This window comes from Flavobacterium sp. ZB4P23 (genome assembly GCF_003970375.1).
Classification (GTDB): Bacteria; Bacteroidota; Bacteroidia; order Flavobacteriales; family Flavobacteriaceae; genus Flavobacterium.
On sequence record NZ_RYDK01000002.1, the window covers coordinates 467,272 to 490,961 of the forward strand.

At 34.8% G+C, this 23,690-nt stretch carries 19 protein-coding genes and 1 tRNA gene; 6 read left to right on the forward strand and 14 right to left on the reverse strand.

The genetic code is table 11. From position 1 onward, the window contains the following. Window positions 1–19 precede the first annotated feature (19 nt). On the forward strand, window positions 20–1,918 hold the full coding sequence (locus EKL99_RS05270; RefSeq protein ID WP_126452719.1) for an amidophosphoribosyltransferase: 1,899 nt from the start codon (window positions 20–22) through the stop codon (window positions 1,916–1,918). A gap of 304 nt (window positions 1,919–2,222) precedes the next feature. Here EKL99_RS05270 and EKL99_RS05275 read toward each other — a convergent pair whose 3' ends face one another. Beyond that, window positions 2,223–2,831: a superoxide dismutase gene (locus EKL99_RS05275; protein ID WP_126461769.1), complete on the reverse strand. Its 609-nt coding sequence runs from the start codon at window positions 2,829–2,831 to the stop codon at window positions 2,223–2,225. A gap of 330 nt (window positions 2,832–3,161) precedes the next feature. Continuing rightward, entirely contained in the window at window positions 3,162–3,845 is a 684-nt protein-coding gene (locus EKL99_RS05280) for a ComF family protein (RefSeq protein ID WP_126461765.1), read from the reverse strand. Window positions 3,846–3,942: 97 nt separating this feature from the next. Here EKL99_RS05280 and EKL99_RS05285 point away from each other — a divergent pair, with 97 nt between their 5' ends. After that, window positions 3,943–5,484, forward strand: coding sequence for a glycine--tRNA ligase (locus EKL99_RS05285; RefSeq protein ID WP_126576519.1), 1,542 nt, complete (start codon window positions 3,943–3,945; stop codon window positions 5,482–5,484). Window positions 5,485–5,536: 52 nt separating this feature from the next. Here the strand turns inward: EKL99_RS05285 and EKL99_RS05290 are convergent, their stop codons facing one another. After that, window positions 5,537–6,073 carry a DUF3575 domain-containing protein gene (locus EKL99_RS05290; protein ID WP_126569000.1) on the reverse strand — a complete coding sequence of 179 codons (537 nt, stop codon included), beginning with the start codon at window positions 6,071–6,073 and terminating at the stop codon, window positions 5,537–5,539. 472 nt (window positions 6,074–6,545) lie between these two features. Between EKL99_RS05290 and EKL99_RS05295 the strand changes: the two genes are divergently transcribed. From EKL99_RS05295 to EKL99_RS05310, 4 genes are all read left to right on the forward strand, one after another. Beyond that, complete coding sequence (locus EKL99_RS05295; protein WP_126461756.1) at window positions 6,546–7,358, forward strand: LytTR family DNA-binding domain-containing protein; 813 nt, start codon at window positions 6,546–6,548, stop codon at window positions 7,356–7,358. Between the two features lie 174 nt (window positions 7,359–7,532). Continuing rightward, on the forward strand, window positions 7,533–7,718 hold the full coding sequence (locus tag EKL99_RS05300) for a hypothetical protein (RefSeq protein ID WP_126563796.1): 186 nt from the start codon (window positions 7,533–7,535) through the stop codon (window positions 7,716–7,718). A 104-nt stretch (window positions 7,719–7,822) separates the two neighbouring features. Then, window positions 7,823–9,847: a tetratricopeptide repeat-containing sensor histidine kinase gene (locus EKL99_RS05305; protein WP_231507375.1), complete on the forward strand. Its 2,025-nt coding sequence runs from the start codon at window positions 7,823–7,825 to the stop codon at window positions 9,845–9,847. A 24-nt stretch (window positions 9,848–9,871) separates the two neighbouring features. Next, a complete protein-coding gene (locus tag EKL99_RS05310; protein WP_126461750.1) occupies window positions 9,872–10,567 on the forward strand; it encodes a response regulator in 696 nt (231 codons plus the stop codon). A 61-nt stretch (window positions 10,568–10,628) separates the two neighbouring features. On the opposite strand, the gene thiL is transcribed toward EKL99_RS05310, so the two are convergent. The 11 genes from thiL to mraY form a co-directional block, all read right to left on the reverse strand. Then, the gene (gene thiL, locus EKL99_RS05315) at window positions 10,629–11,675 is read right to left on the reverse strand and encodes a thiamine-phosphate kinase (RefSeq protein ID WP_126461746.1); all 1,047 of its coding nucleotides are present in this window, start codon (window positions 11,673–11,675) and stop codon (window positions 10,629–10,631) included. Window positions 11,676–12,183: 508 nt separating this feature from the next. Continuing rightward, a tRNA-Arg gene (locus tag EKL99_RS05320) sits at window positions 12,184–12,257 on the reverse strand. Window positions 12,258–12,328: 71 nt separating this feature from the next. Then, entirely contained in the window at window positions 12,329–12,778 is a 450-nt protein-coding gene (locus tag EKL99_RS05325; RefSeq protein ID WP_126461743.1) for a GatB/YqeY domain-containing protein, read from the reverse strand. Between the two features lie 268 nt (window positions 12,779–13,046). After that, entirely contained in the window at window positions 13,047–14,990 is a 1,944-nt protein-coding gene (ftsZ, locus tag EKL99_RS05330; RefSeq protein ID WP_126461740.1) for a cell division protein FtsZ, read from the reverse strand. A gap of 51 nt (window positions 14,991–15,041) precedes the next feature. Further along, window positions 15,042–16,430 (reverse strand): cell division protein FtsA, encoded by a 1,389-nt coding sequence (ftsA, locus tag EKL99_RS05335; RefSeq protein ID WP_126554666.1) that lies wholly within the window; start codon window positions 16,428–16,430, stop codon window positions 15,042–15,044. A gap of 6 nt (window positions 16,431–16,436) precedes the next feature. Next, window positions 16,437–17,159, reverse strand: a complete 723-nt coding sequence (locus EKL99_RS05340; protein ID WP_126569002.1) for a cell division protein FtsQ/DivIB — start codon at window positions 17,157–17,159, stop codon at window positions 16,437–16,439. Beyond that, window positions 17,146–18,495 carry a UDP-N-acetylmuramate--L-alanine ligase gene (gene murC, locus EKL99_RS05345; protein WP_126562848.1) on the reverse strand — a complete coding sequence of 450 codons (1,350 nt, stop codon included), beginning with the start codon at window positions 18,493–18,495 and terminating at the stop codon, window positions 17,146–17,148. The genes EKL99_RS05340 and murC overlap by 14 nt, the downstream gene beginning before the upstream one ends. Window positions 18,496–18,546: 51 nt before the next feature. After that, window positions 18,547–19,650, reverse strand: a complete 1,104-nt coding sequence (gene murG, locus EKL99_RS05350) for an undecaprenyldiphospho-muramoylpentapeptide beta-N-acetylglucosaminyltransferase (RefSeq protein WP_126461729.1) — start codon at window positions 19,648–19,650, stop codon at window positions 18,547–18,549. Window positions 19,651–19,691: 41 nt separating this feature from the next. Next, window positions 19,692–20,981, reverse strand: a complete 1,290-nt coding sequence (locus tag EKL99_RS05355; RefSeq protein ID WP_126461726.1) for an FtsW/RodA/SpoVE family cell cycle protein — start codon at window positions 20,979–20,981, stop codon at window positions 19,692–19,694. Window positions 20,982–21,053: 72 nt separating this feature from the next. Further along, complete coding sequence (gene murD / locus EKL99_RS05360) at window positions 21,054–22,385, reverse strand: UDP-N-acetylmuramoyl-L-alanine--D-glutamate ligase (protein ID WP_126461723.1); 1,332 nt, start codon at window positions 22,383–22,385, stop codon at window positions 21,054–21,056. Window position 22,386: 1 nt separating this feature from the next. Then, complete coding sequence (gene mraY / locus EKL99_RS05365) at window positions 22,387–23,616, reverse strand: phospho-N-acetylmuramoyl-pentapeptide-transferase (protein WP_126461720.1); 1,230 nt, start codon at window positions 23,614–23,616, stop codon at window positions 22,387–22,389. Between the last annotated feature and the right edge of the window lie 74 nt (window positions 23,617–23,690).

The following is a 23,690-nucleotide window of genomic DNA, read 5'->3' on the forward strand; positions in this document are numbered from 1 at the left end:
AACAACAAACAACAACACAATGAGCGACGCTTTACAACACGAATGTGGAATAGCACTAGTTAGACTACTCAAACCGCTTGAATTTTACAAAGAGAAATACGGAACGGCTTTTTACGGAATACAAAAAATGTATCTCCTTATGGAAAAGCAGCACAATCGCGGGCAAGACGGAGCAGGTTTTGCAAGTATTAAAATGGATGTTGAACCTGGTGAGCGATACATAAGTCGCGTGCGATCAAACCATTCGCAGCCTATTCAAGATGTATTTAAACAAATAAATGAAAGAATAAATGAAGAGATGGCAGCTCATCCTGAATATGCGGATGATGTAGCGCTTCAAAAAGAGAATATTCCTTACCTAGGCGAATTGTTTTTGGGTCATGTGCGTTATGGAACTTTTGGGAAAAATAGTATCGAAAGCGTTCATCCATTTCTGCGTCAAAGCAATTGGATGCATCGAAATCTGATATTGGCCGGGAATTTCAATATGACCAATGTGAAAGAACTTTTTCAAAATTTGGTAGAATTGGGTCAGCATCCAAAAGAAATGGCAGATACGGTTACGGTTATGGAAAAAATCGGACATTTTCTGGACAAAGAAGTGATGCAGTTGTATCAGGATTGTAAAGAAGAAGGTTTGTCTAAAAGAGAAGCTTCTCCTGTAATTGCCGAACGCTTGGATATTGCTAAAATTTTGAGACGTTCTTCTAAAAATTTAGATGGAGGATATGCTATGGCTGGACTTTTAGGTCACGGTGATTCATTTGTCTTTAGAGATCCTGCCGGGATACGTCCAGCTTATTTTTATCAAGATGACGAAGTAGTTGTTGTTGCTTCTGAAAGACCGGTTATACAAACCGTTTTCAATGTGCCTTTCGAAAAAGTTCAAGAAATAGAACCTGGAACTGCATTAATAATTAAGAAAAACGGTACGGTTTCCATGGAAGAGATTCTTCCTCCAACAGTAAAAAAAGCCTGTTCTTTTGAACGAATTTATTTCTCAAGAGGAAGTGATGCTGAAATATATCAGGAAAGAAAAACATTAGGAAGATTGATACTTCCGGCGGTGTTAAAATCAATTGATCAAGACACAGACAATACGGTTTTCTCTTATATTCCAAATACTGCCGAGACGTCTTTCTACGGATTGGTGGAAGCAGCTCAAGATTTTCTAAATCAAAGAAAGAACAATTATATTCTTCAAAATAGAAATACCTTAACTAAGGAATCATTACAAGAACTCCTTTCTGTCAAAATTCGTACGGAGAAAGTAGCGATTAAAGATGCAAAACTTAGAACGTTTATTACAGAGGACAGCAGCCGTGATGATTTGGTTGCCCATGTGTATGATGTTACGTACGGCGTCATAAAGCCAACGGATAATTTAGTAATTATCGATGATAGTATTGTTCGAGGTACAACCCTGAAAATGAGTATCATCAAAATGATGGATCGTTTGAATCCAAAAAGAATTGTAATCGTATCCTCTGCACCGCAAATACGGTATCCGGATTGTTACGGTATTGATATGGCAAAACTAGAAGGATTAGTAGCTTTTAAAGCCGCTTTAGAATTGCTAAAAGAAAGAAACATGTATCATATTGTTGATGAGGTATATGTGAAATGTAAAGCACAGGAAAACTTCAATGACACCGAAGTTATCAATTATGTAACAGCAATATATGCGCCTTTTCAACCGCAAGAGGTTTCGGATAAAATTGCACAAATGTTAAGCTCACCGGAGATAAAGGCCGAGGTAAAAATCATTTTCCAAACGGTAGAAGATTTGCATATTGCCTGTCCTAAAAATTTAGGGGATTGGTATTTTACGGGTGATTATCCAACGCCAGGAGGAAATAGAGTCGTTAATAGGGCTTTTATGAATTTTTATGAGGGGAAAGATGCTAGAGCATACTAATAATTGGTGCTGATAAGGTTTTAATCGGTTTTCCATGTTATTCATCTAATTTATTTGTAAGGGTAGTAACAACTAGTATAAATTTGAATCACCATAACATTAGTAGGTTAAGGTTATGGTAAATTTGGGGCAAAAAAGGTGGAAGAGATTCCACCTTTTTTATTGGAATGAAGTCAAAGCCTCTAACCCCTAAAGGGAAATCAAAGCAGAGATAAAAAATATTTTCGCAGGAAACAAAAGAGGCTAGAAAAAAAATTTTTTTCTAGCCTCTTTTGTTAATTCCCCCCTTCGGGTGTTAGGGAGCTTATTTCTCTAAAGCAAATCTTCTCGCCACTTCCGTCCAGTTAATTACATTGAAAAAGGCTTCGATATAATCTGGTCTTCTGTTTTGATAATGCAAATAATAAGCATGTTCCCAAACATCCATTCCTAAAATTGGAGTTCCGCCACAACCTATGCCTGGCATTAATGGATTGTCTTGGTTAGGAGTTCCGCAAACCTCAACTTTACCTCCTTTATGAACACAAAGCCACGCCCATCCAGAACCAAATTGAGTTGCTCCAGCTTTGCTGAACGATGCTTTAAATTCTTCAAAAGTTCCAAAAGCAGCTTCAATTGCAGCCAATAAATCTCCAGTTGGAAGTCCGCCACCATTTGGCGTCATTACCGTCCAAAACAAATTATGATTGTAAAAACCACCACCGTTATTACGAGCAGGCATGTTTTTCATGTCAAGATTAATCAAAATATTTTCGATCGTCTTTCCTTCCATATCCGTTCCTGCGATAGCAGCATTAAGATTGGTAGTATACGCATTGTGATGTTTCGAGTGATGAATTTCCATCGTGCGGGCATCAATATAAGGTTCTAATGCGTCATACGCATAAGGTAATTGTGGTAATTCAAAAGCCATAATATGATTGTTTAATGATTTATAAATATTTTATCCAAATTTAATCATTTAACTTTGGAAATGGAAATTCTATTTCGTTATAATTTCATTAAATTAATTAATAGTGCGCTCTTTAGAGTTGTAACATACTTGTTTTCAATAGCTATTTACTTCGTCTGTTCCAATCTTTTATCCACCGAAAAGGCGCATAAAAAGGATTTTTACTTCAAACAAAGTTCACCGAACTCCTATAAGAGTAAAAGTTAGGTGAAGTAATCAGGGCTAAAAAACGACTGTGCTTTAAGGTATCATTCTGTTTTAAATACATGTTTTGGAACCGAAATATCCAAATTACGACTGCGCCATCGCCATACAAACAATACTGATTTTTGCACCCGGTATTTTAAGTATAGCCCGGGAACAAGCTTCTAAGGTGGCTCCGGTTGTAATAACATCATCAATTAAAAGGAAATGTTTGTTGTGATTTTTTTCAGTAAAGGAAACATCAAAAATAGATTCGATTCCTTCCGTTCTGCCTAGTAAATTTTTCTTGGATTGCGTTTTTGAATACACATTCCGAATCAAAAGTGAGTCATTGTAAGCTACATTTAAACGAGTGGAAAGTGCTTTTCCAAAAGCAGTAACTTGGTTGTATCCCCTTTCTTTTAGTTTCCTTCGATGCAATGGAACTGGAATAATTTCATTTACAGTTGTTAATAATTCAATGTTTTTCAAATCCTCGGCGTACCATTCCCCAAGAATTGTTCCTATTTCTTCGTGTCCTTTGTATTTCAAATTATGAATAAGCACTTGGACAATTCCCTTTTTATGAAAATAAAACAAAGCAGAAGTATGCACGACAGGAATTCGTCCGTAAAATTTTTTGAAAGCATCATTCTCTGGATTCAAATGATGATTAGTCAACGGAATATCGTGTCTGCAAACCGTACAAATCACATTTTCGTTCGCAATTAAAAAGGCGTTGCAACCGGAACAGACCTTTGGAAAAAAAAGATTAATAATGCTTTCAAACATGTAATCAGGGATTTGTTTATAAAAATAGACAAAACAATGCTTCAATCTTTAACAATTTCCTTTTTTTTAAGTTCACTTTTTATATTTTTGCAGTATTATGGCAAAACAAGAAGATTTATTTAAGAATGTAATTTCGCATGCAAAAGAATACGGATTTATTTTTCCGTCAAGCGAAATTTACGATGGTTTAAGTGCAGTCTATGATTATGCACAAAACGGAGTAGAATTAAAAAAGAACATACGCGAATATTGGTGGCGCGCCATGGTTCAAATGAACGATAACATTGTAGGTCTTGATGCCTCTATATTGATGCACCCAACTACCTGGAAAGCATCGGGTCACGTAGACGCGTTCAACGATCCATTGATAGACAACAAAGATTCAAAAAAAAGATATAGAGCCGATGTTTTGATTGAAGATTATGCTGAAAAACTCAACATAAAAGCAATCAAGGAAATCGAAAAGGCAAGAGTGCGTTTTGGTGACACCTTCAATGAACAGGAATTTGCGACTACAAATCCTCGCGTTATAGAGTATAAATCCAAAGAGAGAGAAATTCTGGAACGATTGGGACGTTCTTTAGGAAATGAAGATTTGGAAGATGTAAAAGCATTAATCGAAGAACTGGAGATTGCTTGTCCGGAAACGGGTTCCAGAAACTGGACCGAAGTGCGTCAGTTTAACTTAATGTTTGGCACCAAATTAGGCGCATCCGCAGATACAGCAATGGATTTATATTTGCGTCCGGAAACGGCACAAGGTATTTTTGTCAATTTCCTAAATGTTCAAAAATCAGGACGAATGAAAATTCCTTTTGGGATTGCACAAACTGGAAAAGCGTTTAGAAATGAAATCGTAGCCCGACAGTTTATTTTTCGTATGCGGGAGTTTGAACAAATGGAAATGCAATTTTTTGTGCGTCCAGGCGATGAAATGAAGCATTATGAATTCTGGAAAGAAGCCCGCTTGAAATGGCATTTATCACTTGGTTTAGGAAGAGAAAATTATCGTTTTCACGATCATGAAAAATTAGCCCATTATGCCAATGCAGCGGCTGATATTGAGTTTAATTTCCCGTTTGGATTCAAAGAGTTAGAAGGAATTCACTCCAGAACTGATTTTGATTTGAAAGCACACGAGCAGTTTTCCGGCAGAAAATTACAATATTTTGATGCTGAATTAAATCAGAATTACGTTCCTTATGTAGTGGAAACTTCAGTTGGATTAGACAGAATGTTTTTGGCTGTTTTTGCCACTTCATTAAAAGAAGAAACATTAGAAGATGGCTCCACAAGAACTGTTTTGAAATTACCTTCGGTTCTGGCTCCAACTAAAGCAGCAATTTTGCCATTGGTAAAAAAAGACGGATTGCCAGAAATCGCACATAAAATCATTGACGATTTGCGTTGGGATTTTAATGTGACGTATGATGAAAAAGATGCCGTAGGAAGACGCTACAGAAGACAAGATGCGCTTGGAACGCCGTTTTGTATCACAGTAGATCATCAAACTATCGAAGATCAAACGGTTACTATTCGTCACAGAGACACGATGAAACAAGACCGTGTGGCTATTGCAGATTTGAAATCAATTATTGAAAATGAAGTTTCAATGAAAAACTGGCTGATGAAAATATAATTATTTGTAGTCTATATTCAAAAAAAGCTTCTCGATTGAGAAGCTTTTTTGTTTAAAATCGGTATCCTAACGTTATTCCGCCACGTCCTACTATCTCTGGACTATTATCACTAAATAAATTGCGTCCTATTCCAGCATTAAATTCAAAGACGAATCCTTTTCTATGAATCCATTTGGATCCTAGACCAAAACCAAGTGCGAAATCAGCTCCTACTTCATCTGCTACAAAATTAGTTATTGTCGTTCCATTATCGTAATAGTATGTTGTGTAGCCGTGATCTATATATGAATTTAACATTGCAAAACCTTCTACAAAAAATCCAGCAGCTGGTTTTTTTCCAAAATAAGCACGGTAGTATGGAGTAAGACTAAAGTTAGTGTCAAATTCATCTTCAGCCACAAAAAAGAGTGAAATTCCTAATCCAGTATCCTCATTAATTAGTCGTTCATAAGTTAATTCTACCGCTCCTAGAACTAAAAATAGCGCATTCCCTTTTAATTCATTTCTTCGAAAATCAATTGTTTCTTTTTCTTGGCTAAAACCAAATAAAGAAGAAGTTAAGCAAATTAAGACAAATAATTTTTTCATAGTTTTTGTTTTTTGGAATAAAAGTAAGATAAATTTTTAAAAAAAATATTTTTAACAGTTACTTTTTGGTGGTTAATTCGGACAAAGTTATTATCAATCGACATTCTTACTCTTTGAATCATCAGCACAACAAGTAACAGCTTCACTTTAGGAAAGTTTTTATGCTGACAACTAGAGGTGTTTACGAAATGAATTTAAATTCAAACGTCTATTAAAACAGTAATCATGTTCTTAATCGGATAAATCTGCATTTCATCTTAATGTATCAACATTTGTTAAAAACATATTAACAAGACCTATAAAAAAATAGTTAAATGCTTATTTTTAGAATGTTAAACACAAGTATTTTAGTCATTTTTTGATGTTATTGTTTCATTAAATTGCTAAAACACCCCACCTAATTTAATAAACCAAAGTATATTTTGCTTTGGAAATCGGATGTAATGCTTAACAATCCCAGGAAAAGCAATTGATGAATTATTCGTACATTATTATTGACGACAATCAAGAAAGTGTTTTGAAAACAAAAGGCATTGCTGATGGTTTTTCAGAACTAACTTTTGTGGCCTCCGCAAATAATTATACTGATGGACTACATCTAATTTTAGAACATACGCCACAATTAGTTTTTCTTGAAATCGATCCTGTTGATACAACTAGCAATTTGTCTTTGGCATTGATCAATGAATTGCACCGTTACCTAAAAATAATCCCTAAAATTATTATTACCACCCGTAAAAAAGAGTTGGCTTTTGAAGCAATACAATATGAAGTGATGGATTATTTATTAAAGCCACTGGTACCAATCGATGTAATAAAATTGATTTTAAAATTAAATAAATCGGAAGTAGAAAGCGAGGTTGCTTTAAATGAATCGATCATCCTTGAAGAAAAGCCAACGTTCCTGCCACAACCTGAAACAGTACATCAGGGCCAGTCACTCACTTTGTGCATTAAATCATATGGGGATTATCGCTATATTGATGCAAAAGACATCTGTTACCTTAGAGCCGATAATAATTCAACGGACATTCATTTAAATAACGGGGAAATGATTACGGCTTTTAAAACATTGAAACATTTTGAAGGGGTATTGTCATATCCCTTTATTAGGATTCACAACAGTTATATTGTAAATAGGAACTATATTTCCAGAATTCACAGCGGAAATTCTGTGTGTTACATAAAAAATAGTACCGTAAAACTTCCTTTTTCTAAGTCTTACAAGACAAACATCGACCTTATTATCTCTGAATTTGCTAACGGAAATTATTTAGAAATCTAAAATTGTCCGTTCACCCGGATTTAATACCCATTCACTATCATTCGGGCAGGTTCTACCATATACCCTTTTTTTTGTAGGAAAAAATTAAGTTGTCTGTGTAGATTTACAAAAGAATTCCACGCTAATGTGGTTCTAGAAAAGTAAAATCAAACAACAATATAAAATTCCCAAATTATGAAAAAAGCAATTTTAACAATCGGATTATTTTCTTTAGTAATGGTATTAACTTCATTTACTTCAAATGAAGAAATTACTTCAACAACAAAAAATGATAACAAAGCAGAAGTTTTCAAAATTGAAAACGTACAACTAAATCTTGTTGGAAATGGTTCTGCTGGTGGAAACAAAAAAATGGACTAACCACATATATTTTTTTTTAAATTATAAAAGCTGTCGAATTTTTGGCAGCTTTTTTTATGCTAATACGTTTATTTTCTTATTTTTGATGGTAAAACTTTTTACTATTGAAACATCCTATATATACAACACTTTTATTTATTTTTTTATTTTGTGGATGTACTCAAAAAAACACTCCAAATAAAATTACTTTAGATTCTAAAGATAGCCTTTCTACATATTTTTTATTGTCCAACGATTTTGATTTACCGTCTGAGCAACGAGAAAAATACGTAAAAAAAGCACTTCAAGTCATAACTCCACAAGAAAATGATTCTTTATATCGTGTAAACCTCTTCAAGATTGCTAATCGCTATTATAACTTAGCAAATTGGAAGGAGTATATAAGAACAGTGCGATTGGTACTTGAAAAAGCTGAAATGAAGCAAGATGCATTTAGTATGGCAAAAGGGAATAATTATTTAGGAGATTATTATGACTCTCAAGGCATTCCGGATAGTTCATTCTTTTATTATAATAAAGCAGAAAAAATGTATTTTGAGTTAAACGACAATTATAACGTCGCAAAAACTATAATAATAAAAGCTAATTTACAATTTAATCAAAATGACTTATTAGGGTCTGAAAAAGCAGCTTCTAAAGCTTTAAAAATCATAAAGAATACTGACCAAAGCGACATCTTGTATGAAGCTTATAATTTATTAGGATTAATTTATAATGAACTAGAGGATTATAAAAATGCCATGAGGTATCACAATAGAGCTTTAGCCAGTATTGATGACGAGTTAATGGCCTCTTTTTATCAGCCAAAAGCGACTTCTTACAATAACATTGGTTACCTCCACCTTAAGACGCAAGACTACAAGCAGGCGAAAATATATTTTCAAAAAGGACTAGATCAAAAAAATGTATTTAAAGATAAGCCATCATTATACGCCATGTTATTGAATAATTTAGCGTATTCTAAATTCAAGCTTAATGAAAAGGAAGGGTTGCCAGGTTTGTTCTTTCGGTCATTAAAAATAAGAGATGGTTTACAACTTACTACGGGTGTCATAGCCAGTAAAATAAATTTATCCGAATATTTCATTTCAAAGAATGAAACTTTACGAGCAAGTCAGTTTGCCAAACAAGCCCTTGAATTATCCAAAAAAACAAACAATTATCGTAACGTTTTAAATTCGCTGAAGCAATTATCAATTATAGAGCCACAAAACGCTGTGGTTTATGGAAACGAATACATTCAAGTTAGCGAGAAATTACAAAAATCAGAACGTAAAATGGGTAATAAATTTACCCGTATCGAATACGAAACAGAGGAAATAAAAAACGAGAATAAGGACTTAGTACAACAAAACAGGAATTTAGTTTATATTTTTAGTGGTTTAGCAATGCTTGGTTTATTTTCCTTTGTCATAAGAACCCAAAAAGCAAAAAACAGAGAATTGTTATTCAAGCAACAACAGCAAATGGCCAATGAAGAGATCTATAATTTAATGATCACACAACAAAACACGATTGAAATAAATAGAATTAAGGAAAAGAAAAGAGTAGCACGCGAATTACACGACGGCGTTTTAGGCAGGATGTTTGGAGTGCGAATTAACTTGGACAGCTTGAATAAGATTGTTGACGGGACTGCTGTGGAGAAGAGAAATAATTATTTAATAGAATTAAAAAATATTGAGCAGGATATTCGAGAAATTTCACATGACTTGAATAGAGAAAAATCAGAATTAATTAATAACTTCGTCGCCATAGTTAATAATTTATTTGAAGACCAAAAAAAGACTCATAAATCAAAATTAATTTCAAGTATTGATCCAGCTATAAAATGGGAACTAGTAAGTAACTCACTAAAAATCAATTTATACCGTATTCTGCAGGAAGCACTCCAAAACAGTAATAAATATGCTAATGCTAACACCATTAAAATAGAACTAAGAAAAGAAGAAGATCATTTGATTTTAAAAATTAGTGACAATGGTGTTGGTTTTAATATAAAAACAGCTAAAAAAGGCATTGGTCTGCAAAACATACTTTTTCGGACCAAAGAATGCGATGGTATCTTTGACATACAATCCTCAAAAAAAGGAGGAACAATTATAACGGTTACCACCCCAATAGAATAAAAACAATCTTACAACTTATACAAAATGGCTAATGATTCCGTTGATACAGTAAAAACAAAGAATGAAATATTAATAGTTGACGACCATCCTTTTATAATAGAAGGATATAAAAATGCAATTACGAGGTATAATCCGGAGGAATTCGAGTTTCTTATAACTAAAGCAAAAGATTGCGAATCAGCCTACCATATTATTACCAATCCAGCTGTTGTGCCATTTGACATTGCTTTTTTAGATATTAGTATGCCGCCTTATGAAGAAAAAAATATTTATTCCGGCGAGGATTTGGCAAAATTAATATTAGAATACATGCCAAACTGCAAAATTATATTACTAACCATGTATACCGAATTGTTGAAGATAAAAACCATTATCAAAACAATAAATCCAAGTGGACTGGTTATAAAAAACGATTTAACTTTTGATGAATTAATTTTTGCTTTCGATAAGGTTATAAAAAACGAAAAATATTACAGCCAGTCCGTTTTAAAAATGTTGAATCAGGCAGAGGAAAATACAATAGAAATTGATCAATTTGATAAAGATATTTTGTTTCATATATCAAAAGGAACCAAGCTGAATGACATTCCACAATATATTCCAATTTCACTTGGAGCAATTGAGCAACGCAAACTGAATTTAAAAGAATTATTAAAAATAGAACATGGAAGCGATATTGATTTAGTCCAGGAAGCTAAAAACAAAGGATTGCTATTTTAATTTTATCAAATAAAAAACGACACTTAATAGGTGTCGTTTTTTATTTGTTTTAAAGAGATTTCTATTCACTCAAAGCATCCCAACCACGAGCTTTCAATGCTATTTTCGTGTTGGCACGAGTCACTAAATGAATGCCTTCGCTTTCTTGTGTCATGTGCCCAATGATTGTAAAGTTTGGATTCCCTTTGATTTTTTCAAAATCGTCCATGGCAATAGTGAAAAGCAATTCATAATCTTCGCCTCCGTTTATGGCAACAGTGGTACTGTCGATATCGAATTCTTCACAAACATTAATAAATGTTGGATCAATTGGTAGTTTGTCTTCGTATAAATTACACCCTACCTTAGATTGTTTGCACAAATGCATAATCTCAGACGATAATCCATCTGAAATATCAATCATTGAAGTTGGTCTTATTTCTAAAGCGTGCAATAGAGTACGAACATCTTTGCGTGCTTCCGGTTTCAATTGTCGTTCAATTAAATATGTGTACGCATCTAAATCCGGTTGTGAATTTGGATTCACCTGAAACACTTGCTTTTCGCGTTCCAAAACTTGCAACCCCATATAAGCAGCCCCAATATCGCCAGTTACGACTAATAAATCTGTTTGTTTGGCACCATTTCTATACACGATTTCATTTTCATCTGCTTCGCCAATGGCAGTTATACTGATGATTAACCCTTTCTGGGAGGAAGTCGTATCCCCACCGATAACATCTACATTGTATTCATTTGCAGCATGCGTAATTCCTGCAAACAATTCATCCAAAGCTTCTAAAGGAAAACGATTAGAGACTGCTACTGAAACCGTGATTTGCGTGGGTTTAGCATTCATGGCGCAAATATCAGAAACATTGACCACTACCGCTTTGTAGCCCAAATGTTTTAAGGGCATGTATGCCAAATCAAAATGCACACCTTCTATCAATAAATCCGTCGAAACTACTACTCTTTTATCTTTGAAATCCAAAACAGCGGCGTCATCGCCAATTCCTTTTAAAGTTGAAGGCTGATTGATTTTGAAGTTTTTTGTCAAATGGGCAATCAATCCAAATTCGCCTAACTGAGCAATACTTGTGCGTTGTGGGTTTTTATCTTCGATCATTATTTAAATTATTTTTGAGGTTGCAAATATACAAAGAAATATTCGCCTTGATTTGTTCCAATTTTCATTAATTTCATTCGAACTTTCAAATACTTAAATCGGACAAAATGAAATTATTTGATATCGTTACCCGTTGGGCATAATTGAAAATTTACTTATGATGTAAAAACAACCGTTCAGAGATGAGCGATTTTTTTGCATTACCTAATTAAATTCAAATTAAACAAGCGTAAAAATAAAGGTTTGCACCTATCTGTTACGCGTGTATAAAATCAATCAATTGAATTATATTGAATATTGCATTATCTGTTACGTGCGTGTAAACATTATTTAATTAAATTCTATTAATAGTTGATTAATCAGATTTTTTTTAATATTAGAGGGGAATTTTAATTTATTTCAGTTACTTATATAAACTTAAAAAACACCCAAAAAATGAGTGTTTTGAAAATGGTTAAGTAAATGTTAAGTAAAACCTTTGCTAAGCCTTATAAACAGGGTATTAAAGTGACCACGGCAGGGTTCGAACCTGCAACCCTCAGAGTCGAAATCTGATATTCTATCCAGTTGAACTACGCAGTCAATATTATTTCAGATTATTCAGCAACAGTTTTATATCCTATATATAAAACTGTTGCTCTTAAATCATAAATCTATGTCAATAATTTTTTAACTATAGTAGAGATCGTTTTCCCCTCAGCAGTTCCACCTAATTGTGCTGCGGCCAATCCCATTACTTTTCCCATTGCTGCAATGCCTGCGGCACCAGTTTCGGCAATGATTTTTGCTACTACAGCTTCTACTTCTGCTTCGCTTAATTGTGCTGGCAAGAATTTTTCTATTACTGCTATTTGTGCTAATTCTGGTTCAGCCAAATCCAAACGATTTTGTTCTGTAAAAATTTTAGCGCTATCCTTACGGGTTTTTACTAATTTTTGAAGCAATTTTATTTCATCATCCTCTGAGATTTCTTCTTTTGATCCTGTAGCGGTTTGCGCTAGTAAAATTTCAGATTTAATAGCTCTTAAGGCTTCTAGAGCAACTGTGTCTTTGGCTCTCATGGCGGTTTTAATTTCGTCCATGATGTGTATTGATAAACTCATAATATTTAGTGTTTATTTATTAATCGATTATTTATCAAATCGATTATTGAAATGCTCATTATAAAACCACTACTTTTCTGAATGTTCAAAAGGGTAGTAAAGGCTCCTGCTTTTTTTTGCGGGACTTGAAACAACCGCTTTTTTAATGCCCGACAAATTTAAAAAAATTTACTGGAATTAACAACAAATTGCCTTGTTCAGATTACACAAAAAAAGTAACCCGAAAATCAAATTAAATTTTCGGGTTACTTAGTTTATTTTGAGTTCATTAATCCACGTTATCGTGTAAGTATGAATTATTTGAACGCAGCTGCAAATCATTATTACTATCCGTTCCTACAGAAATTCTAGAATTCGTATTATTAGCTTGATGGTTTGAAATGTCTATTCCTAATCTTTTGTAGGCCGGTTCTTTTTCATATTCTTCAATTTTAGAGACATTGTTATGAAACTTATAATTGAATTCTTTTAATTTTTTCCTTCTTTCATCCGCTCTCATTCGCAATGATTCTTCGATAGTCATTTCAGTAGGCGAAATTGCTTGAAAGTCAACTGGAACCAGCGCTGCGCTGTCAACTTGTTTCATGGTAATATTTAATTCCTCCGGAATTACAACCTCTGGAGTTTTCGCTACTGGTTTTGCCATGAAATCATTTTCTGGCTCCATATATTCTTCAAGAGAATATTTAATGATTCCGTTATCTGTCAATTCCGTTACCGGAACAAATTGAACGGCTTCATTTACTCTTATATCACTCGTTTCTGGAGTCAATTCAAATAAAATTTTACTGGCCTCTACCGGAACTACAGGCGCTGTTTTAAAAAGTGGCAGATCAAAGGAGAATGTAGTTTGTTCCTGTCTTTCTACTGCTTTTGGCTGAATAGTCTTTAGCTCTTTAACCTCGGCCACAGGTGATGTGATTGTAAAATCAATATCTGTTATTGGAGAAACAATTTCAAAAGTCACATCTAAATTTTTGATAAATTCAGACATAACGATTAGTTCTTCGTTATTAATGACTGGCACCGTTACCACTGGCTCAGGAGCAGCTACTGTATCTTCTAATAAATCAAAAATAACTCTCTCATTTGAATTAGTCGATGGTGATTCCATATTCAAATCAAATGCAGCAACTGTCTTGTTGGTTAGATTATGAACACTTCGCTGTTCGTCCCCTAGTGTATGTATTATTTTTTTTGGTTCTGTATTTACAATTTCGTTTTGTTGTTCGATATCAAATCCTGTGGCAATAATGGTCACAGCAATAGCGTCTCCCAGAGATTCATCTTCACCAACTCCCATGATAATGTTAGCGTTATGGCCTGCTTCCACTTGTATGTGATCATTAATCTCTCCTATTTCGTCAATGGTAATTTCATTAGTTCCAGAAACGATAAGCAACAATACGTTTTTGGCACCTGTAATTTTATTGTCATTCAACAAAGGAGAATCTAAAGCGGCGATAATCGCTTCCTTAGCTCTGTTTTCACCTGAAGAAACAGAAGATCCCATAATAGCCGTTCCGCTATTAAACAATACTGTTTTCGCATCTCTTAAATCGATATTCTGGGTGTAGTGATGCGTAATTACTTCGGCAATACCTCTTGAGGCTGTCGCCAAAACTTCATCTGCTTTTGAAAACCCTGCTTTGAAACCAAGATTTCCATATACTTCTCTTAATTTATTATTATTGATAACAATTAAAGAATCGACTTGTTTGCGTAATTTTTCGATACCAATTAAGGCTTGTTCCTGACGCACTTTCCCTTCAAACAAGAAAGGCAAAGTCACAATACCCACCGTAAGAATGTCTCTTTCTTTAGCCAATTGTGCAATTACTGGTGCAGCACCCGTACCAGTACCACCACCCATTCCGGCTGTGATAAATACCATTTTAGTATTGCGATCCAACATTTTTTCAATCTCGGAAATGCTTTCAATAGCTGATTGCTGTCCAACATCCGGGTTTGCTCCTGCACCAAGTCCTTCGGTTAAGTGTACTCCTAGCTGAATTTTATTAGGCACAGAACTACTCTGTAAAGCTTGAGAATCCGTATTACATACGATAAAATCTACGCCTTTGATCCCTTGTTTAAACATGTGATTGATAGCGTTACTTCCGCCTCCACCTACACCAATAACTTTGATTACATTTGATTGGTTTTTTGGTAAATCAAATGAAATACTTCCAAATTCTGAGTTGCTCATCATTTTATTTGGTTTTTGATATTTATTATTAATTCTTGTGAATGTTTTTACTGTCTATTCTGCATTATCCAGAAAGTCTTTAATCTTATCAACATAACGATCAAAGAAATTTTTCTGTATTCTGTTTACGGTAGAATTCTGTTTTTCTTTTGAATTCTGACCTTCTTCCTCTTCCTCTTCCTCTTTTTCAGGAATTTCATACACTAGATTTTCAGCCGCGGCTGCCCTGTAAGCCAATGTTCTTGGTTGCTCTACAGCATCTTTTCTAACTGCACTCTGTGATTTATTCTCAATACTTTTCATTACTAACCCAACAGCTGTTGCGTACAAAGGACTTGAAATCTCCTCGTCAGAATTCCCTGCCAGATGTTCATTTGGATATCCAATTCTGGTATCCATCCCAGTAATGTATTCTACTAATTGCTTGATGTGTTTCAATTGAGCACCTCCGCCAGTAAGCACTATCCCTGCAATTAGCTTTTTGCGAGGATCTTCATGACCGTATGCTTTTACCTCTGTAAATACTTGATCTACGATCTCAACAACACGCGCATGAATTATTTTGGAAAGATTCTTTAACGAAATTTCTTTTGGTTCTCTGCCTCTTAATCCCGGAATGGAAACAATTTCGTTGTCTCTGTTTTCTCCTGGCCAAGCAGAACCAAATTTAACTTTCAACAATTCAGCTTGTTTTTCAATAATCGAGCATCCTTCTTTGATATCTTCCGTAATGACATTACCACCAAAAGGAATTACCGCTGTGTGACGAATAATACCATCTTTAAAAATAGCCAAATCTGTTGTTCCTCCACCAATATCGATCAATGCAACTCCAGCTTCTTTTTCTTCCTGACTCAAAACGGCATCTGCTGAAGCCAATGGTTCTAATGTTAAACCTGATAATTCGATTCCGGAACTTTGAATGCATCTGCCTACATTACGTATCGATGAAGCTTGCCCCACTACAACATGAAAACTAGACTCTAATCGTCCGCCATACATTCCTATAGGCTCTTTGATTTCGGATTGTCCGTCAATTTTAAATTCTTGCGGCAAAACATGTATGATTTCTTCCCCTGGCAACATGGCCAATTTATTTACTTGATCAATCAAAAGCTGAATGTCATTCCCTCCAATTACTTCTTCGGGATTGCTTCTACTGATATAATCAGTATGCTGAATACTGCGGATGTGTTGTCCCGCGATTCCTACCACTACATCTTTTATTTTATAACCTGAATTATTTTCGGCTTCTTGAATCGCTTGCTGTATTGACTGTATGGTTTGAGTAATATTATTTACCACGCCTCTTGCTACACCTAAACTTTTAGATTTTCCTACACCTAAAATTTCTAGTTTGCCATATTCATTCTTCTTGCCTATCATGGCAACTATTTTAGTTGTCCCAATATCTAGACCTACTGCAATATTCTCTTTTTCCATTATCTATTATTTAGTGCAAACTACTTGTTCCGTAAATCGGAGGTCAATTTTCTTATATTTATACAACGAACTGTCTAAAACCGCTTTTTGAAAAAAAGCTTTATAATTTTTAAATTTATGCGCTACATGTATCAATTTACCAAAATCTATTTGATAGTCAAAATTTCTGTTTAACATTTTTAAGCTTCCATTTGGCATAATTTGAACTCCAATGATGTTTTTTTTCAAAAAATCATCTTCATAAATCATGCGAAGTAAACTAGTTAAATCTTCGTTGTTATTTTTATTTATTCTCCCTGAAACAAGCGGAACTCTTGCTGTAAAATTAGTTGATAACGGCATTCTATTCCCTTCGTAATCAATATAAAAAGAACCTTCATCACCAAAAACTCTAGCAATAGGTTTTTTTTGTTTGACTACTGCTTTTAACACCCCGTCAATGGTTACAAATACGTGTGATTTTTCAATCATCGCATGTGCATCGAGAGTGGATTCCAACTTATTCAAATCTAAATTAACTTTTTGAATGCTTGATGCCTCTTTTTTATTTTCTATTAACAATTTATCAACCGTTTCTTGCCGCACAAAAGGAGCGTTATCCCCTACAAAAACAACGACAGATTTAGTCAGTTTTCTATTTTTATTTCGATCTGATGTAAACGAAAAAAGAAAAATCACTACCACAACCATGAGCAATAATCTAATATTGGTCCAATTAAATACTTTCATGTATCGCTTTTTTTATGATTGGTACTAATTCTCCAATATCTCCTGCTCCAATTGTTACTATTACAGTAGCACCGCTTGCTAAAATTGTTGGAATTAAATCCTCTTTAGAAACTATTTTTTTATGGTTATTAGTCATTTTACTCATCAACCATTGTGCGTTAACACCCTCCATTGGCAATTCACGAGCCGGATAAATATCTAATAAAACAACCTCATCAAAGGCGGATAAACTTTTAGCAAAATCATCCACAAAATCTCTGGTTCTACTAAACAAATGAGGTTGAAAAACAGCCAATACTTTTTGATTTGGATACAATTCGCTGACTGCCTGATGCACGGCATTTATCTCTGTAGGATGATGCGCATAATCATCTATATATACTTTTCTATCCGTTTTTATTTGGTACGAAAATCTTCTTTTTATTCCTTTGAATGATGCAATGCCTTTTGCAATGGCATCGGTTGGGGTGCCGAATAAGTTAGCCATTGCAATAGCCATTAATGCATTCATTAAATTATGTCTTCCCGGTAAACCAAAATGTAAATCTCTAATTATTTCGGTAGGCGTTTGCACATCAAAAACGTAACTGCCGTTTCCTACTCTAACATTAAATGCCTTGTAAACAGCCGCTTCGTTTACTGCACAAGTGATGCCTTCTAATGGCAATTCTTTTGTTATGAAAAGATTGTTTTTATCTTCTATTTTAGAAGCAAATTCAATGAAAGAAGCTTCTATTGCTTCACTGGTTCCATAAATATCTAAATGATCCGCATCCATTGAGGTAATACATGCAATATTAGGATGCAAATGCAAAAAGGAACGGTCAAATTCATCCGCTTCAACTACAGTCACGGTTGAACCGCTTCCTATTAAATTTGAATTATAATTTTCGACTATTCCACCAATAAACGCGGTAACATCAGCACCACTTTCATACAAAAGATGGCCTAAAATCCCTGATGTAGTTGTTTTACCATGTGTTCCGGCAACCGCAAAACAAAAGGTGTCTTTTGTAATTAACCCTAAAACTTCGGCTCTTTTTTTGATTTGGTAATTTCTTTCTACAAAAAAATTCCACTCAGAATGCGTCTTAGGAACAGCCGGAGTAATAATTACCAGTGTATTGTCTAGATAAAAATCTTTTGGAATCAAATCAATACTGTCTTCGAAATGAATTGAAATTCCACTTTCAATTAACTCCGTAGTAAGAATAGAAGGCGTTTTATCATAACCCGAAACTTGCTTTCCCAAATTGCGAAAATAACGAGCCAGATTACTCATCCCGATTCCTCCAATCCCTATAAAATAGACGTTATGTATTTGATTTAAGTTCATTTTTTTATGTCTTAAAGTCTTAAAGCCTTAAAGTTTTAAAGTCATTTGACTTTATGCCTTTCGGATTTGGACTAATTTAATTATTTCATCTACAATTTGTTTTGTTGCTTCTGGCAGAGCCAACTGTTTTATGTTTTCACTAAGTTCTTTCTGTTTTTCCGGATCATTGACCAAGGACTCAAAAACAACACTAAATTGTGTGTCCAGTTGATTTTCTTTAAGCAGAATTGCTCCATTTTTATCTACTACAGCTTGCGCATTTTTAGTTTGATGGTCCTCTGCAACATTAGGCGAAGGGATAAAAATCACCGGTTTACCAACAATGCATAATTCCGAAACAGAAGATGCTCCTGCCCGGGAAATCACAAAATCTGCTGCTGCATATACTAAATCCATCCGGTCAATAAAAGAATGAATTTGTATGTTTTCATTTTCTTGACAATATTTATACTCCTCAAAATACAATTTCCCACATTGCCAGATCACTTGTACATTATGGGCTGAAAAAGTTAGAATTTCTTTAGCAATCAACTGATTTACTCTTCTTGCACCAAGACTTCCTCCTAATACCAAAAGCGTTTTTTTATTGGGATCTAAATCAAAATAGCGAATTGCCTCCGCTCTTTTACTGTCAATATCAATTAAATCCTGACGCACTGGATTTCCAGTCAAAATCATTTTTTCTTTCGGAAAAAATCGCTGTAAATTCTCGTAAGCCACACAAATCTTATTGGCTCTTTTGCTTAACAATTTATTGGTAATTCCTGGAAAGGAATTTTGTTCCTGAATCAGTGTTGGAATTCCGCAAAGCGCTGCTATCTGTAACAACGGTCCACTGGCAAAACCACCTGTTCCTATTACTACATCTGGTTTAAATTGTTTGATTATAGTACGTGATTTCAATAAACTACTAATCAGTTTTATCGGAAAAAGAGTGTTATCAAAGGTGAATCGTCTTTGTAATCCTGCAATCCATAACCCTATTATTTTGTAGCCTGCCTGAGGTACTTTTTGCATTTCCATTTTATCTTTGGCCCCTACAAAAAGGAAATCAGCGTCCGGAAAACGAGTTTTCAATTCATTAGCAATAGCAATTGCCGGATAGATATGCCCACCCGTTCCACCTCCACTTAATATGAATTTATACTGTTTCATTTTCAATCAATTACTGCGTTATTGTGTTTTTATAAAACAACTTATTTATTTAAAACTGCCTGCAATGGATTTTTCGCTTTATCTTCAATAGAATAGGATTCCTCAACCACTGTTTCTTCTTCTAGTTCCCTATCGATTAATTTCTGAAGTGCTTCTTCCCTTTTGGCTGCTTCTTTCAATTCTTGTACGATCTCTTCTTCTTTTTTGGTCACACTAATAATGATTCCAAGGGCAAAACACGTCATCCAGATAGAACTTCCTCCGCTGCTAATCAAGGGTAATGTTTGTCCAGTGACCGGCAATAATTCTACAGCAACAGCCATGTTGACCATGGCCTGGAATATCATTGGAAAACCCAAGCCTATGACGACTAATTTCCCAAAGAGCGTGGTGGCTTTGTGTGAGGCAATAACAAATCGGAACAACAACAATAAGTATAGTGTAAGCACGCCTAAACCTCCAATGAGCCCATATTCTTCTACAATAATTGCAAAAATAAAATCAGAAGAAGATTGTGGCAAAAAGTTCTTTTGAATGCTTTTCCCCGGACCTAATCCGTATATTTTTCCGGATGCAATTGCAATTTTCGCTTTTTCAATTTGGTAATCGTCTTCCTCTGGTTTATCTGTGGTAAAACTTTCAATTCTGTTTCCCCAAGTTCCTACCCTACTAAAAAATTTCGAATCAGGGAACGCTTTTGAAAGCAGAATAAAAAAGGCCAGAAATACAATTCCTGAACCCAGAATGACTGCAATGTATTTGATAGGATATTTTCCAATAAAAACCAACATCAATACCATCGAAAAAATCAATGCCGTTGTTGAGAAATTAGCTGGCAAAATAAACATTAAGGTAATGAATACCGGCGTCCAAAGCTCCCAAATAGAAGACTTAAAAGTAATAGGGACTTCCCTGGTTTTAGACAAGTACCGCGCTACAAAAATAAACAACACTATTGAGGCCAATGTTGACGTTTGGAACGTGACCCCAATAAACGGAACCTGAATCCATCGACTGGCATTAGCGCCGGCAATAACTGTTCCTTTGATCAAGGTGTAGGCTAATAAAACCCAAACAACGGGCAATCCTACTTTAGAAATAGCCCGAAAATAATGATACGGTACTTTATGAACCCAGTAAATAATTAAAAAACCAATACAAATATGAGCCAAATGTTTGACTAAATAGCCCAATGTATTTCCGGTTCCCCGACCAAGATAGGCCAAGTTACTACTCGCACTAAAAACAGGCATAAAGGAAAACAAAGCCAATAAAGCCACGAATGACCAAATTACTCTATCTCCTTTCAAATTGTTTATTAGTTGCTTCATTTTTGGTTTTGGCTTTTTTTGGTTTTGGATTTTGGCGCTAAAACCTAGCACCTAGAACCTAAAACCTTTTTTCTATAAATTTCTAACGGCTAGTTTAAACTGATTTCCTCTGTCCTCATAATTTTCAAATAAATCAAAACTGGCACATGCCGGGGACAATAACACTACGTCTCCTTTTTCTGATACTCGTTGTGCCATTCTCACCGCATCATCCATACTGGACACTTCAATCATCATGTCAACCACATTCCCAAAAACATCAATTATCTTTTTATTATCCACACCAAGGCAGATAATCGCTTTAACTTTTTCACGCACTAAGGACATCAATTCATTGTAATCATTTCCTTTATCAACCCCGCCCACAATCCATACCGTAGGAGCATTCATACTGTCTAATGCAAAAAAAGTAGCGTTCACATTCGTTGCTTTAGAATCATTAATATACTGCACGTTTTGGATTTTAAAAACTTTTTCTAAACGGTGTTCTACTCCTTGAAAATTAGAAAGACTCTCCCGAATTGTAGCTTTTCTTATTTGCATTAATTTTGCCACAGAAGTTGCTGCCATTGCGTTTTTCATGTTATGTTTCCCTTCTAAAGCAATGTGTTCAGTGTCCATTGTAAACTCTTCCTGATTAATCTTTATTTCCATTTTGTTGTTTTGTATATAAGCTCCTTCGTTGAATGTTTTAGTCAATGAAAAAGGAATTAATTTCGCCTTTGTTGTGTGTGTTTTGAACCATTCATTGATGGCTTCGTCGTCCGCATCATAAATGAGGTAATCCTCCTGAGTCTGATTCATCGTAATCCTGAATTTTGCGTCAATATAATTTTCATATTTATAATTGTATCGATCCAGATGATCCGGGCTTATATTGGTAATTATGGCAATATGCGGTTTGAAATTTTCAATCCCGTCCAGCTGAAAACTACTCAATTCAAGCACATACAAATCATATTTATTATCAGCAACTTGCCAGGCAAAACTCTTTCCTATATTGCCCCCCAATCCTACATTTAGCCCTGCTGCTTTTAGCAAATGATGTGTCAGCATTGTAGTGGTGGTCTTTCCGTTACTCCCAGTTATCCCTATAATGGTAGCCTCAGTGTAAGGAGCAGCAAACTCAATTTCAGAAATTACCGAGATTCCTTTCTCCTTTAATTTTTTTACAATTGGAGAATTATCCGAAATTCCGGGACTTTTCATCACCACATCAGCATTCAAAATCAATTCTTCCGTATGCAGCTGCTCTTCCCAGGTTATTTCATTAATAAGAAGAACCTCTTTGTAATTCTCTTTTATCTTTCCAAAATCAGACACAAAAACATCATATCCTTTTTTCTTACCCAGAATAGCAGTGCCAACACCGCTTTCGCCTCCACCTAAAATTACTAGCCTCATGTTATCTTAATTTTAAAGTAACGATTGACAAAATGGCCAGCATGATGGCAACAATCCAAAACCGGGTCACAATTTTACTTTCGTGATAGCCCTTTTTCTGATAATGGTGATGCAAAGGCGACATTAAAAATATTCTTCGGCCTTCGCCAAAGCGTTTCTTGGTATACTTGAAATAACTGACCTGAAGAATCACAGATAAATTTTCGACAAGAAAAATTCCGCACAATAAAGGAATCAGCATTTCTTTACGGACTGCAATTGCCAGAACTGCAATAATTCCGCCTATTGTTAAACTTCCTGTATCACCCATAAAAACAGATGCCGGATACGAATTGTACCAAAGAAACCCGATTAACGATCCAACAAAAGCCGCAATAAAGACTGTCATTTCCCCTGAATTAGGGATATACATGATGTTCAGATAATTAGAGAAAATAATGTTTCCCGAAACAAACGTAAATATTCCCAGTGCCAATACTGAAATCGCGGATGTTCCTGCTGCCAAACCATCTATTCCATCAGTCAAATTAGCTCCATTAGAAACAGCGGTGATAATAAAAATAACAACCGGAATAAAAATCAACCAAGCCCATTTTTCATATCCTTCCCCAGTCCATGCTAATAGTTCCGCATAATCGAATTCATTATTTTTAAAAAAAGGAATCGTTGTTGCAGTTGATTTTTCTTCGAGCGGCGCTTGAAAAACTACATTTTCAGTAGAAGCCTTGAAAACATTGGCTTTACCAATATCCGTTCTCACTGTAACCCCGGCATGAAAATACAAGACGGTTCCCACAATGAGACCTAAACCCACTTGACCAACAACCTTAAATATTCCTTTTAATCCTTGTTTGTCTCTTTTAAAAATTTTAATATAATCATCTATAAAACCAATAGTCCCCATCCAAAGCGTGGTAACAATCAATAACACAATGTAGATATTATGCAATTTTGCAAATAATAATACCGGTACCAGCGTAGCAAAAATAATGATTAATCCACCCATGGTCGGCGTTCCCGCTTTTTCGTTCTGACCAGCTAAACCAAGCTCTCGCACGGTTTCACCCACTTGCTGTCTTTGCAAAAAGCGAATTATAATTTTTCCGTAAATTGTTGATAACAACAACGAAAGCATCAATGCTAATGCAGATCTAAAAGTGATGTACTGAAAAACACCGGTTCCCGGAACGTCAAGTGTTTTGTCTAAATATTCAAATAAATAGTATAGCATATCTCTTTGTTTATTTGGTTTATCTTTTTTTGGTTATTTGGTTAATCGGTTATTTGGATATTCCCATAAACAAA